Source organism: Mesorhizobium sp. EU05-FHT14A09, from assembly GCF_058790995.1.
Genome location: NZ_JBYTDF010000001.1, coordinates 494103 through 507595, shown reverse-complemented (window position 1 = coordinate 507595; position 13493 = coordinate 494103). Strand labels below are relative to the sequence as shown.

Below are 13493 nucleotides of genomic sequence, written 5' to 3'. Positions count from 1 at the left end.
GCCCGCGTGGCGGCGCGTCGCGGTATCGTTGCCCGTTTCAGACGTGACCGCCGCGGCAGCACCGCGATCGAGTTCGCAGCTCTGGCGATACCCTTTTCGATGCTTGTTTTCGCGATCCTTGAGAGTTGCCTTTCGTTCGCCGGCCGAGAGGTTTTGACAAACGCCACCGACGACATTGCCCGTCAATTGCGGACCGGCCAGATTAGAGCCGGCGCGGTCACCGTGGATTCTTTAAAGCAAAAGATCTGCGACCGGCTCGAAATCCTGATGGCGAACCGTTGCATCGAGCGCCTGCAAGTCGATCTGCGCAACTATTCGACATATCTCGAAGCAGCGAGCCACAGCTACAAAATCGACAAAAATGAAGTCGTGCTGATGAAAGGCGCGACGGTGGATCCAAAGCAGTTCGTCGCAGAACCCGGTGGGTCTGACTCGATCAACATGCTGCGCGTTTTCTACAGATGGCCGGTCATCACCGACTTTATGGCTCAGTGGATGGCTACCGTGAATTTCGACGGCAAGGCCAATGCAACGCTGCATTTCGCAACCAACACATGGGCCAACGAACCCTATGGCAGTTGACCGGAAGCCGCGCTCGGCAAAGGGGAAAAGATGCTGTCTCCGTCACTGAAGACGTCAACGCTCCGGACGCTGCGCTTAAAGCTGGCGCGTTTCATCAAGGAGCGGCGCGGTGTGGCAGCTGTCGAGTTTGCCTTTCTGGCCCCCATTTTGCTGATGATGTATTTCCTTTCCATGGAGGCCTCCCAAGCCATCGAGGCTAACAAGAAGGTCAGCCGCCTTGGCAGCATGGTTGCCGACCTGGTCGCGCAGACCCCCGGTGGCATCGACAAAGCCGCTATCCAGAGCATCATGGATATCGGGCAGACTACCCTGTTGCCTTACAACCGCAGCAAGCCCACCATCACGGTTACAGGCGTGCAGATTGATGCGAATTCGACTTTGAGTATTGCCTGGTCACGCAAGCTGGAAAACGGCGTGTTCGGCCCCGGCATGGACAAAACAACCAAAATTACGATCCCGTCCGCGCTAGTCATCCCGAACACCTTCCTGGTCAAGGTAGACAGCGAGCTGGTTTATGAACCTGTGATCACCTGGTCGCAAGCCAATCAGGGGCTAGGGTTTCTCAACTCCTTTGCTGGGATCAAGATGAGCGAGAGCTATCTGCTTCGTCCACGGACCGTTGCGGCTCTGGCCTGTTCCGACTGCTAGGGCACGAGCCTGTCGATTCCTTGAGCAACGTCTGATTGACCTATCCGCTGCAGGATCGCGTCAGCGGTCGCGTAATCACGGTGATCGACCGACACGAACCCGCCGGGATGTCTGGACTCCAGCAGGTTATACGTCTCCGGCGTCTGTCCTTTGAGATTGGTCAGAAAAACCCGCAAACGCCGCTTGGCTTCGGGATCGAGAGTTGTCCGAACGGCGTGAGGACCATAGCGCAGCAGATCCGACTTCCAGATCACTTGAAGCGTCGCCGCTGAAACGCCTGCCTCGTTCAATCGTGCGATCGTACCACCTGTCATCGCCCCATCTTTATCTGGACCAGACGGAGCCCAGCCAAAGACGGCATCGACTTTCTTGTCGACCAGCATTGTCTCCGCTGCCAGGGCCGAAGGCGCATGCTCCAGGAACGGGTTGGTTTGCGAAAAGATCCGCTCAGATGCGAGTCCCGCCATGGGCAGCATCCAACCTGCGACGCTGTCCGCCGGTCCCACGGCCACACGCTGTGTGGTCATGGCCTTTAGCGCTGGAATTCTTCCGTCCCGCGTTATCAGAATCGATCGGATACCGGTCGCTCCGTCCTTGTCGGTAGGCGCTACAAGAGGTTCGACGCAGCCGCAACGCTCGAAGGCGGCGGCGTAGGCCAGCGCAGAATAGATCGCATACTCGATCCGGCCAGCCGCCTGCGCTTCGACCAGCGTGGCGTAGTCCGGCGCAACAAGGAACTCGACTTTCATGCCAAGTGCCATGGAATAAGCTTTGGTCAGGGCTGAGAGCCCGGACACCGTGTTGCCGGCGCCCGGCTCTGCAATAATGCCGATCCGGAACGTGCCGATGTCGTCTTGCCAATCGGCATAGGCAGGCGACATTGCTGGGATCAGCAAAGCCGCGACGGTTGCAACCATCTGATGAAGAGAAAAATAGCGTGGCATCGACCCGGAATTGATCCCCTTCTTGAGTTTCCGTCCGACTTCGTCGAAAGCCGCTGCCACCATTGTCGGCGGAAACGGTTTCCGTTTGGTTTCCGAATTGCCAACGCCGTTGCGCAATTCTATGTCTTGGCCGACCAACTAACTGAAAGGCCCGAATGGCGCGCGCTTTCATCTTCGTTCTGGATTCCTTCGGTATCGGAGGTGCCGCCGATGCCGAGAAATACGGCGACAAGGGTGCTGACACCTTCGGTCACATCGCTGAGGCATGCGCAGCCGGCAAGGCCGACCGCCAGGGTCTCCGCAGTGGGCCGCTCGACGTGCCCAACATGGCTGCGCTCGGCCTTGGTCGCGCCGCCAGGACGGCAACGGGTTTCACTTTCGCCGACGCCTCTGTGAATACAGGCACGTTCCATGGCGCAGCGCAGGAGGTTTCAAGCGGCAAGGATACCCCGTCCGGCCATTGGGAGATCGCCGCTCTGCCGGTGCGTTTCGACTGGGGCTATTTTCCAGACACCATTCCGGCGTTCCCTGCCTCACTGACCGAGGCGATGATCCACGAAGGCAAGGTGCCGGGCATCCTCGCCAACCGGCATGCATCAGGTGTCGGCGTGATCGAAGACTTCGGCGAAGAACATATCCGCACCGGCATGCCGATCTGCTACACTTCGGTCGACTCCGTGCTGCAGATCGCCGCGCACGAACAGCATTTCGGCCTTGAACGGCTTTATGATTTCTGCAAGGTCGTGCGCCGACTGGTCGACCCGCTGAATATTGGCCGTGTCATTGCCCGACCTTTCATCGGCGAAACCGCAGCCACGTTCAGCCGCACACCCAACCGTCGCGATTTTTCCGTTCCGCCGCCCGAGTCCACGCTTCTCGACCGACTGACAGCGCGCGGCAGCCGCGTCATTGCCGTCGGCAAGATCGGCGACATCTTCGCACATCGCGGCATTTCGGAAGTACGAAAAGCGCCGGGTAACATGGCGATGTTCGACAAGGCGCTTACGGCGATCGACGACGCGCGCGACGGTGATTTCGTCTTTGCCAATTTTGTCGACTTCGATACCGATTTCGGTCATCGCCGCGACGTGGCTGGCTATGCGGCCGCACTGGAAGCCTTCGACAAGCGTATTCCCGAAGCTTTGGCGAAACTGCAAATCGGCGATCTGTTCATCCTCACGGCCGATCACGGCAACGACCCGACCTGGCGCGGGACGGATCACACCCGCGAGCGGATTCCGGTGATCGGCGTCGCCCCAGGCTTGAAAGGTGGCGACATCGGGCTCAGGCTGACTTTTTCCGACATCGGCGAAACGGTGGCTGAGCATCTCGACTTGCCTCCCGGCCGCCACGGCACTTCTTTCCTCGCTGAGCTGCGTGACCATGCCTGAATTGCCTGAGGTAGAAACTGTCCGACGCGGCTTGCAGCCAGTCATGGAAGGCGCTCGCATTACGGCCGTGGAGGCACGCCGCCCGGATCTGCGTTTTCCTTTCCCCGAGCGTTTTGTTGAACGGCTTGAGGGCAGACGGATCACGGCATTGGGCAGACGCGCCAAATATCTGACCATGCATGTGGAGGACGGACCGCTGCTGATCTGTCATCTCGGCATGTCCGGCTCTTTCCGCATAGAACAGGCGAGTGGTGCCGATATCCCGGGCGACTTTCATCACGACCGTTCGAAAGCTGTCGCACACGATCATGTCGTATTCCACCTCGCGCCGGCAGCAGGCGGCGAAGCACGTGTCGTCTTCAACGATCCGCGTCGTTTCGGCTTCATGCTGTTTGGCGAAGGCACGGCCGAAGAGCACCCCATGCTCAAGGATCTCGGTGTCGAGCCAACCGGCAATGCGCTGGATGGTCCGATGCTCAGCTCCTTGTTCGAGGGACGCAAGACGCCTCTCAAGGCTGCCCTGCTCGATCAGCGGCTGATCGCCGGCCTCGGCAACATCTATGTCTCGGAAGCGCTGTGGCGTGCCGACCTGCTGCCGACGCGCGCAGCCGGTACGATTGCCGGCACAAACAAGAGGGCTAAGGAACAAAGCGAAAAACTGGCCGAGGCCGTGCGTTCAGTCATCGCGGATGCAATAGCCGCCGGTGGTTCATCTCTCAAAGACTATGTTCAGACCGACGGCTCTCTGGGCTATTTCCAGCACTCCTTCGCCGTCTACGACCGCGAGGGAGAGCCCTGCTCCAAGCCGGGCTGTGGCGGGCATATCGAACGGATCGTTCAGAGCGGGCGCTCCACCTTCTATTGCCGCTCCTGTCAGGAGTAGGCTAGACGGGTCTCACCACAATGAGGAGACCGATCCATGGCTTATGAAACCATCATCGCCGAAACCCGTGGCAAGGTCGGACTGATCACGCTCAACCGACCAAAGGCGCTGAACGCACTCAATTCGCAGGTGCTCGCCGATATCCTCGGTGCGGTGAAGGTCTTCGAGGCTGACACCAACATCGGCGCCATGGTCATCACGGGATCCGAAAAGGCATTCGCCGCCGGTGCCGACATCAAGGAAATGCAGGCCAAGACCTATGTCGAAGCCTTCATGCAGGACTTTTTCGTCGGCTGGGAGGAGCTTACGCGCGCCCGCAAACCGGTTATCGCCGCGGTCGCCGGCTATGCCCTGGGGGGTGGTTGCGAACTCGCCATGATGTGTGACTTCATCATCGCCGCCGACAACGCCAAGTTCGGCCAGCCCGAGATCACGCTCGGTGTCATGCCGGGCATGGGAGGATCGCAGCGGCTCACCCGTTTCGTGGGCAAGTCCAAAGCCATGGACATGGTGCTGACCGGACGCATGATGGACGCTGCGGAAGCGGAGCGCTGTGGCCTGGTCTCACGTGTCGTGCCTGTGGCCGAACTCCTCGACGACGCGCTACAGGCTGCGACCAAGATCGCTGACTTCTCCCTACCTGCCGTCATGATGGCCAAGGAGGCCGTGAATCGATCCTACGAGACGACTCTCGCCGAAGGCCTGCGATTCGAAAGGCGCGTTTTCCACTCGATGTTCGCCCTCGATGACCAAAAGGAAGGCATGGCCGCTTTCGCAGAGAAGCGAAAAGCCAACTTCAGCAACCGTTGAGGCCGCCAATGCACGGAAAATACATGCCGGCAGCGTTGACGCATCGGAAAAGCTGAACTATAAGCCGCCACGACTGAGGCGGCCTGTGGCTGCCCATCTGTTTTTTGCGCCCTGCGGCACGCCGCAAACGCTTACCATAGAGATAAGAAGAGAGGCAGTATGGCCAATACCTCGTCGGCCAAGAAGGCTACGCGCAAGATCGCTCGTCGTGCGGCAGTGAACAAGAACCGCCGTTCGCGCGTGCGCACTTATGTGCGCAAGTTGGAAGAAGCGCTGGCGGCTGGTGACAAGGTTGCCGCTGAGGCAGCCTTCAAGGACGCTCAGCCGGAATTGATGCGCGCTGCCACCAAGGGTGTTCTGCACAAGAACACCGCGTCCCGCAAGGTTTCGCGCCTCGCTCAGCGCCTGAAGACGCTGTCGGCCTAACCTACCAGGCACTACGAAATTCTGAGAACCCGGCGCTCCTGCGTCGGGTTTTTTCGTTTGCCGGCAATGACTTGAAATGAACGTCCGATAACTGCCGTTGCGGCAGTTGTCGAACATGTCGGGAACTTTGCCGGCATCTTTGTTCCGGAAGAGATCGCGAAACCGCAGTCAAATCCTCCCCGACATAAATACCCTTTTAACTTCAAAAGGTTAGCTGATGGCAACGCGCAATTGTCCACAGCTTGTTCACAGCGCCAGCCGGGCTTCGGGAAGAACTCAATGTCAAGCGATTTTTTAAAAATTATTTCGCGCCAGCTACCCTTTTTCATATTCGCCGGAAAAGGGTTTGAATCACAAGAACTTTGCCAGCGGAGGGGCATGTAAGGAGGCCAAAATGCGCCCCGATGGCTGCCAGATTCGTTAAAAATGCGTTAGAGGCGGCCTTGCCCTTTCCACAGCGATTTCTGTAATGTCTGGTCATCGAGAGGGGCGGGCCGTTAGGCTCTCGACCTAGCCCAAAAACAGGCAAAATCTGCAACGCGGAAGCAATTCCGCGAAGGGTTAGATCTGCCCTTTCGATGTAGTGGGGACCGGGGTTAACAGGGCATGGCAGGTCGGACGTAGCTGGCATTTCGCCAGATGGGTTCGTTTTGTCTGTCACTTCGGATTGCATTCCTGGGGGCTCTTCGCCTTCCCGCGCAAAACTGCGTTTCCAGCCAGCGGCGGCCGGGAACGTGGGAGGTATGACACCGAAAGAAGGCTGCGAAGATCAGCCCGCGGTGAAAGTCAGACAAAGAACGAGGATCTGAATGATACACAGTGGCACAAACAGGGAGCTCGGCGGCAGCTTTCCTTTTTCCGGAGACATCGTCGGAGAAGGCGCTATGGCTGCAAGCAATGAGGCCGAACAACGTTTCGAGCGTATCAGGGCGCAGTTGAAGGCGCGCCTCGGCAGCGAGGTCTATTCCAGCTGGTTCGGTCGCATGAAGCTTGTGGAGCTCTCCAAGGGCGTCGCCCGCATGTCGGTACCGACCGCCTTCCTGCGCTCCTGGATCAACGGCCACTATCTCGACGTCATCACCGAGCTGTGGAAGCAGGAAGAAGCCGGCATCCTCAAGGTCGAGGTGGTCGTTCGCAGCGCCACGCGCCATGCCGGCCCGGAACTGGAAACCGCGCCGCTGCGCAAGGTCGCCAAACAGGCGCAGAGCACACTTGCTGCCGGCACCGCCCTGGGCGCAGGCAAACAGGAGCGCGCGCCGCTTGTCCGCGGCACGACTGTCGAGCCTGATTTCCGCCAGAACGTGCTCGGCTCGCCGCTTGATCCGCGCTATACTTTCGGCTCATTCGTTGAAGGCCCGTCAAACCGTGTGGCTTTCGCCGCCGCGCGTGCCGTTGCCGAGTCGGCTTCGAGCGCGGTGCGATTCAACCCCTTGTTCCTTCACGCCACTGTTGGACTGGGCAAAACCCACCTGCTGCAGGCGATCGCAGCAGAGTCGCTGCGCCAAAATCCGAAATCGCGCGTCGTTTACCTGACCGCCGAATACTTCATGTGGCGCTTCGCTACCGCGATCCGCGACAACAATGCACTTACCCTCAAGGAGCAGCTGCGCGACATCGACCTGCTGATCATCGACGACATGCAGTTCCTGCAAGGCAAGTCGATCCAGCACGAATTCTGCCACCTGATCAACATGCTGCTCGACAGCGCCAAACAGGTGGTGGTTGCCGCTGACCGGCCGCCGTCCGAACTGGAATCGCTGGAGCCGCGCGTCCGCTCGCGTCTCAATGGCGGCGTTGCACTAGAGATGGCAGCACCCGACTACACGATGCGCCTGGCCATGCTGAAACAGCGCCTGGCCACAGCCAAGCATGACGATACCTCGCTCGACATTGCCGACGACATTCTCGACCATGTTGCCCGCACCGTGACCGGCTCCGGCCGCGAACTGGAAGGAGCCTTCAACCAGTTGCTCTTCCGGCAGTCGTTCGAGCCTCAGATCACGATCGACCGTATCGATGAGATCCTCGGTCATATCTACCGCACGGGCGAGCCCAAGCGCGTGCGCATCGAGGATATCCAGCGCATCGTGGCGCGCCATTACAACGTCTCGAAGACGGAACTGCTCTCAAACAGGCGCACCCGCACCATCGTCAAGCCGCGCCAGGTGGCAATGTACCTTTCCAAGGTGCTCACCCCGCGCTCGCTCCCGGAAATCGGCCGCAGGTTCGGCGGCCGTGACCACACCACGGTTCTTCACGCTGTCCGCAAGATCGAAGATCTGTCGGGCGCGGACAACACGCTGGCGCAGGAGCTCGAATTGCTCCGCCGGCTGATCAACGACCAGGCTTGACGAGCGTGGCGGCGAGGAAGCCGCCCACATCTGCCGTTATCCCCGACAAAGCCCGCGGAACCGCTCGCTGCCGGTTCCGCGGGCTTGCGTTCAGGGGTTTTTTCCTGTCAGCTTGGCAAGAATCTGAATGTGTTCAGACCTTTCGCGGGGCGCCGTGCCACGGAACCTCGAAAGTCATTCAAGCGAGCCTTCATCGTCATGCGTGTTATCCTCGAACGGTCCAATCTCCTGAAGTCCCTCAACCACGTTCACCGCGTGGTCGAGCGCCGCAACACCATCCCGATCCTGTCCAACGTGCTGTTGATGGCCGAGGGCGGCAGCCTGGAAATGAAGGCCACCGACCTTGATCTGGAAGTGACAGAAGCCGCACCTGCAAAGGTGGAACAGTCGGGCGCGACCACCGTGCCCGCGCATCTGCTCTACGACATCGTGCGCAAATTGCCGGATGGCGCCGAGGTGATGCTGAAGACGGATGAGGACGGCAATGCCATGACCGTCATCTCGGGCCGCTCCAGCTTCCGGCTGCAGTGCCTGCCGCAGTCCGATTTCCCGGAATTGTCGGCGGGAACCTTCTCCCATATCTTCCGGCTTGACGCGACTGCTCTCAAGCGCCTGATCGACAAGACGCAGTTCGCGATCTCGACCGAAGAGACCCGCTACTATCTCAATGGCATCTTCCTGCACACGCATGAAGTGGGTGGAAAACTGAAGCTGCGTTCCGTCGCGACCGACGGCCACCGCCTTGCGCGCGCCGAAATGGATGCACCTGCGGGCTCCGAAGGCATGCCAGGCATCATCATCCCGCGGAAGACCGTCAGCGAACTGCAGAAGCTGGTCGACGACCCGGATGTGGCGGTGACGACCGAGCTTTCCGATACCAAGATCCGTCTTACCATCGGCAGCGTCGTCCTCACGTCAAAGCTGATCGACGGCACCTTCCCCGACTACCAGCGGGTCATTCCGACCGGCAACGACAAGAAGCTGGTCATCGATCGCCAGAGCTTTGCGGCTGCGGTTGACCGCGTTTCCACTATCTCCTCCGAACGCGGACGCGCGGTAAAGCTGACGATCTCGGATGGCCAGGTGACGCTGGCAGTCAACAACCCCGACTCCGGCAGCGCTACCGAAGAACTGGCTGCCGACTATAGCGCCGATCCCATCGAGATCGGCTTCAACGCACGTTACCTGCTCGATGTTGCAGCGCAACTCACCGGGGGTGAGGCCAGGTTCATGCTGGCCGATGCCGGATCTCCCACTTTGATCCACGATACCAGTGACGAGAACGCGCTCTACGTGCTGATGCCGATGCGCGTGTAGCAGCGCACATTGAGAATATGACAAGCGAACAGAGCCGGGACGGCGCCAGCCGCGTACAGACCCACCTCACCCGGCTCACACTCACCAATTTCCGCAACTATGCGGAATTGTCGCTTGATTTGGAGCCGGGCGCGGTCGTCTTCAGTGGCGATAACGGCGCCGGCAAAACCAATCTGCTCGAGGCCATCTCCTTTCTCACGCCAGGTCGTGGCTTGCGTCGTGCCCCCTATGGCGACGTTGCCCGGGATGGCGGCGATGGCGGCTTCGCGCTGCATGTTCGTCTCGATGGCCCATCCGGAGAGGCAGAAATCGGTACCGGCATAACAGGCAGCGATGCACCCGGCGAAAGCGGGCGACGCGTGCGTATCAATGGCGCGACGGTTCGTTCTGCCGAGGACATGCTGGAATGGCTGCGCGTCGTCTGGCTAACGCCAGCGATGGATGCCCTGTTCACCGGCCCCGCAGGCGATCGCCGCCGCTTCCTCGACCGGCTGGTGCTGGCGATCGACGGCAGTCACGGGCAACGCGCCCTGGACTATGAGAAAGCCATGCGCGGCCGAAACCGGCTGCTCGCCGAAGGCACCCGCGACAGCGCCTGGTTCGATGCGATCGAAACGCAGATGGCCGAAACCGGCGTGGCGATTGCCGCCGCTCGCCGCGAGATGGTGCGGCTTTTGTCGGCGATGATCGAGAAATTGCCGGGAGACGGACCTTTTCCGCAAGCCGATATCGAACTCGCAGGCGAGCTGGAAACCGAGATCGACACCATGCCGGCAGTCGAGCTGGAGGAGAAATTCCGTCGTGCGCTGGCCAACGGGCGCGACCGCGACCGCGCCGCAGGCCGCACTCTGGACGGACCGCATCGCTCAGATCTGCTGGTGCGACATCGCCCAAAGGCGATGCCCGCCGAACTCTGCTCGACCGGAGAACAAAAGGCGCTGTTGGTCGGATTGGTGCTTTCGCATGCACGCCTTACCGGAGAAATGTCAGGCCTCACTCCCATCCTGCTGCTTGACGAGATCGCGGCGCATCTCGATGCCGGCCGCCGCGCGGCATTGTTTTCGATCCTGGAAGAGTTGAACTGCCAGGCGTTCATGACCGGCACCGACGCGGCGCTGTTTTCCAGCCTGCGCGGTCGAGCGCAGTTTCTCAGCGTCGATCACGGCGCTGTTGTGCCAACTGCTGACGCCTGACAACTGCCCGGCGGGACGGTATGGTCCGCATATGAGCACCCCCGCCCTTTCTGATGAAGAACTCGAACGCTATGCGCGCCATGTCGTGTTGCCGGAAATCGGCGGACCTGGCCAACAGAGGCTGAAACGCGCCCGTGTGCTAGTTCTTGGCGCCGGCGGGCTTGGGGCACCAGTGCTGGAGTATCTGGCGGCGGCCGGCGTCGGTACGCTGGGCATCGTCGACGACGACACCGTTTCGTTGTCCAATCTGCAGCGCCAGGTCATTCATGACACCGGAGCGGTTGGAACCGCCAAGGGCGAGAGCGCCAAGGCCGCGATCGCCCGCATCAATCCACATGTCGCGGTGGAACTGCACAATCTGCGCCTGACATCCGAAAACGCAGCCGAACTCATCCGCAGCTACGACGTCGTGGTGGACGGTTCCGACAACTTTGAAACCCGCTACGCGCTGGCAGATGCCTGCGCGGCGGAAGGGAAGCCGCTGGTGCATGCCGCGGTCGGCCGTTTCGACGGCTCCATCACCGTGCTGAAGCCTTTTGAAAACGGAGAGGACGGACGTCCCAACCCCAGCTACCGCGACCTCTTTCCGGAAGCGCCGCCGCCTGGACTGGTTCCGTCCTGCGCCGTCGCCGGCGTTCTCGGCGCACTCACCGGCGTTGTCGGTACCTTGCAGGCGATGGAGACGATCAAGCTCATTGCGGGCATCGGCGAACCGCTGGTCGGACGCTTGCTGCTCTATGACGGGCTGGCCGCACGTTTCGACACGATCCGCTACCGGAGCCAGGGATGAACGCCGGGATCACGGTCACAGGATTGTCCTCCGAGTTCGCGCGCTGGGATGAATTGCTCGCGCTTATCCTGCGCGCCTTCGCCCATATGGATGGCGTGATCGACCCACCCTCCTCGGCGCACCGGCTGACATCCGAAAGCCTCCGCGAAAAAGCCGGCAAGGAAAGCGGCTTTCTCGCCATCCTGGACGGCAAGATCGTCGGTTGCATTTTCGCTGCGGAGCATGCGCGACATTTCTACGTCGGCAAGCTGGCAGTCGAGCCCAGCCTGCAGGGTAGGAAACTCGGCCGTGAACTGATGAGAGCCGTCGAAACGCTTGCGCATGCAGCGGGCAAGCCAGTTCTCGAATTGCAGGTACGCATTGAACTCGCCGCCAATCGGGCAGCCTTCGGCCGCATGGGTTTTGTCGAAACGGCGCAGACTGCCCATACCGGCTACGACCGGCCGACATCAGTGACCATGCGCAAAACCCTATCATGATGGCCGAACTCACTTCCGAAGAAGCAGCGATCGCTTCCGGCCGCGACGGCCAAGGGGCCGCCATGGCGATGCGCATCGTTGCCGAGAGTGCACGGTTGCTCGGCGCACGGCGGCTGATCCCCATCGTATCGGCCCATATCGACGGCGCACTCTACCACGGGGATTCCGGCACGCTCTTTGCCGAACGGCTGGTCGCGGGCGACGCGCATGTTTCCGTACGGGCCACACTCAATGTCGGCGCACTCGATCTGATGGGCTGTTCACGTGTCCGGCTGGAAGAGCCGCAACGTTCGATGGCAAGACGTATGATGGAGGCCTATCGCAAACTCGGCTGCGAGCAGAGCTGGACCTGTGCTCCTTATCAAGCCGGACACCGGCCGGCTTTGGGAACCGATGTGGCCTGGGGCGAATCCAACGCAGTCGTCTTCTGCAATTCCGTGCTCGGTGCCCGCACCAACCGTTATGGCGACTTCCTCGACATCGCCTGCGCGATTGCCGGCAGAGCTCCGGATTATGGCCTACATCAGTCGGAAAATCGGCTCGCGAGGCTGGTTTTCGATGTATCAGGCCTGTCAGCTTCGTTTCTGGCTTCCGAGACGGCATGGCCGATACTTGGCAGCCTCTACGGGCGCGAGGTGGGCGAAGCTGTCGGCGTGATCGACGGCATTCGCGACCACCCTGGCGAGGATGCGCTGAAGGCATTCGGCGCTGCAGCGGCTTCCTCCGGCGCAGTCGGGCTGTTCCACATTGCCGGGATTACCCCTGAAGCACCTGACCTTCCCACAACGCTCGGTGGCAAAAGGCCTGAAACCGTCATCCCCGTCACCGCCGATATGATCGCCGTAGCGAGAGGCCGGCTTTCGACGGCCGACAAGCCCAACGAGATCGACGCCGTCGCGATCGGCAGCCCACACCTTTCCAAAACCGAGTTCGACATGCTGGAGAGGCTGCTGGCCGGCCGCTTACTGCGTGTTCCGATCTACGCCTGCACCGGCCGGCACGTCCTCGCCGAGATCGAACGCGAAGGACGGCGCGAAGCCCTGGAGGCCTGTGGTGTCGTCATCGTGACCGACACCTGTGTCGTCGTGACGCCGATCATGCCGGATCGCGCCGATGGCGTGCTGATGACCAACTCGGGCAAATTCGCCCACTATGCGCCGGGCAACACCGGCTATCACGTGCTCTATGGTTCACTTGCCGACTGCGTCGAAAGCGCGGTGGCCGGCCGCCCTCGGTATGCGGAGATCGCGGCATGACCATCCACGCCGAAATCCTCGTGCCCGGACATGCCGGCGATGGCGAAGCACTGATCCTTTCGGCACCAATAAGCTTCTGGGGCGGCGTTGATCCAAAGAGCGGGCGAATCGCCGATGTGCGCCATCCGCAATGTGGTACGAGCATTGCCGGCAAGGTGCTGTTCCTGCCCGGCACCATCGGGTCGTCATCAGCCTCGGCGGTTCTCATGGAACTCGTCCACAATGGCCATGCGCCGACAGCGCTGGCGCTCAACGAACCCGATGCCATCCTGCTGCTCGGCCTGATCGTGGCGCGTGAGATGGGCTGGCCAACCCCGATTGCGGTCAAGCTCGGCCGGCAAGCCTTTTCAGGCTATGACGGGAAAAGCGTGCGCGTGGACCAGGACGGCACGATCCGCATCCTGACATCCTGATCCGGGTACA

The 13493-nt window shown here is 60.8% G+C and carries 14 protein-coding genes; 13 read left to right on the top strand and 1 reads right to left on the bottom strand.

Features of this window, described 5'->3' with window-relative positions:
• Positions 1 to 6 precede the first annotated feature (6 nt).
• Positions 7 to 582 (top strand): TadE/TadG family type IV pilus assembly protein, encoded by a 576-nt coding sequence (locus tag AC3WTO_RS02245; protein WP_492459048.1) that lies wholly within the window; start codon positions 7 to 9, stop codon positions 580 to 582.
• Between the two features lie 30 nt (positions 583 to 612).
• A complete protein-coding gene (locus AC3WTO_RS02240; protein ID WP_492459047.1) occupies positions 613 to 1230 on the top strand; it encodes a TadE/TadG family type IV pilus assembly protein in 618 nt (205 codons plus the stop codon).
• Here the strand turns inward: AC3WTO_RS02240 and AC3WTO_RS02235 are convergent.
• The gene (locus AC3WTO_RS02235) at positions 1227 to 2147 is read right to left on the bottom strand and encodes a phosphate/phosphite/phosphonate ABC transporter substrate-binding protein (protein ID WP_492460017.1); all 921 of its coding nucleotides are present in this window, start codon (positions 2145 to 2147) and stop codon (positions 1227 to 1229) included. The two genes, AC3WTO_RS02240 and AC3WTO_RS02235, sit on opposite strands and share 4 nt — an antisense overlap.
• Positions 2148 to 2329: 182 nt before the next feature.
• Here AC3WTO_RS02235 and AC3WTO_RS02230 point away from each other — a divergent pair, with 182 nt between their 5' ends.
• The 11 genes from AC3WTO_RS02230 to AC3WTO_RS02180 all read left to right on the top strand — a co-directional run bounded on the left by AC3WTO_RS02230 (position 2330) and on the right by AC3WTO_RS02180 (position 13483).
• Entirely contained in the window at positions 2330 to 3565 is a 1236-nt protein-coding gene (locus tag AC3WTO_RS02230; RefSeq protein ID WP_492459046.1) for a phosphopentomutase, read from the top strand.
• On the top strand, positions 3558 to 4448 hold the full coding sequence (gene mutM, locus AC3WTO_RS02225; RefSeq protein ID WP_492459045.1) for a bifunctional DNA-formamidopyrimidine glycosylase/DNA-(apurinic or apyrimidinic site) lyase: 891 nt from the start codon (positions 3558 to 3560) through the stop codon (positions 4446 to 4448). Before AC3WTO_RS02230 ends, mutM begins: the two co-directional genes overlap by 8 nt.
• Before the next feature lie 36 nt (positions 4449 to 4484).
• Complete coding sequence (locus AC3WTO_RS02220) at positions 4485 to 5258, top strand: enoyl-CoA hydratase (RefSeq protein ID WP_492459044.1); 774 nt, start codon at positions 4485 to 4487, stop codon at positions 5256 to 5258.
• Between the two features lie 159 nt (positions 5259 to 5417).
• On the top strand, positions 5418 to 5684 hold the full coding sequence (gene rpsT, locus AC3WTO_RS02215; RefSeq protein ID WP_492459043.1) for a 30S ribosomal protein S20: 267 nt from the start codon (positions 5418 to 5420) through the stop codon (positions 5682 to 5684).
• Between the two features lie 812 nt (positions 5685 to 6496).
• Positions 6497 to 8035, top strand: a complete 1539-nt coding sequence (gene dnaA, locus AC3WTO_RS02210) for a chromosomal replication initiator protein DnaA (protein WP_492460016.1) — start codon at positions 6497 to 6499, stop codon at positions 8033 to 8035.
• A gap of 198 nt (positions 8036 to 8233) precedes the next feature.
• Positions 8234 to 9352 carry a DNA polymerase III subunit beta gene (dnaN, locus tag AC3WTO_RS02205; RefSeq protein ID WP_492459041.1) on the top strand — a complete coding sequence of 373 codons (1119 nt, stop codon included), beginning with the start codon at positions 8234 to 8236 and terminating at the stop codon, positions 9350 to 9352.
• 17 nt (positions 9353 to 9369) lie between these two features.
• Positions 9370 to 10545 carry a DNA replication/repair protein RecF gene (gene recF, locus AC3WTO_RS02200; protein WP_492459040.1) on the top strand — a complete coding sequence of 392 codons (1176 nt, stop codon included), beginning with the start codon at positions 9370 to 9372 and terminating at the stop codon, positions 10543 to 10545.
• Positions 10546 to 10576: 31 nt separating this feature from the next.
• Positions 10577 to 11335, top strand: a complete 759-nt coding sequence (locus tag AC3WTO_RS02195) for a molybdopterin-synthase adenylyltransferase MoeB (protein ID WP_492459039.1) — start codon at positions 10577 to 10579, stop codon at positions 11333 to 11335.
• On the top strand, positions 11332 to 11814 hold the full coding sequence (locus tag AC3WTO_RS02190; protein ID WP_492459038.1) for a GNAT family N-acetyltransferase: 483 nt from the start codon (positions 11332 to 11334) through the stop codon (positions 11812 to 11814). Before AC3WTO_RS02195 ends, AC3WTO_RS02190 begins: the two co-directional genes overlap by 4 nt.
• Positions 11811 to 13070: an aconitase X gene (locus tag AC3WTO_RS02185; protein WP_492459037.1), complete on the top strand. Its 1260-nt coding sequence runs from the start codon at positions 11811 to 11813 to the stop codon at positions 13068 to 13070. Before AC3WTO_RS02190 ends, AC3WTO_RS02185 begins: the two co-directional genes overlap by 4 nt.
• The gene (locus AC3WTO_RS02180) at positions 13067 to 13483 is read left to right on the top strand and encodes an aconitase X swivel domain-containing protein (RefSeq protein WP_492459036.1); all 417 of its coding nucleotides are present in this window, start codon (positions 13067 to 13069) and stop codon (positions 13481 to 13483) included. The genes AC3WTO_RS02185 and AC3WTO_RS02180 overlap by 4 nt, the downstream gene beginning before the upstream one ends.
• The last annotated feature ends 10 nt before the right edge of the window (positions 13484 to 13493 follow it).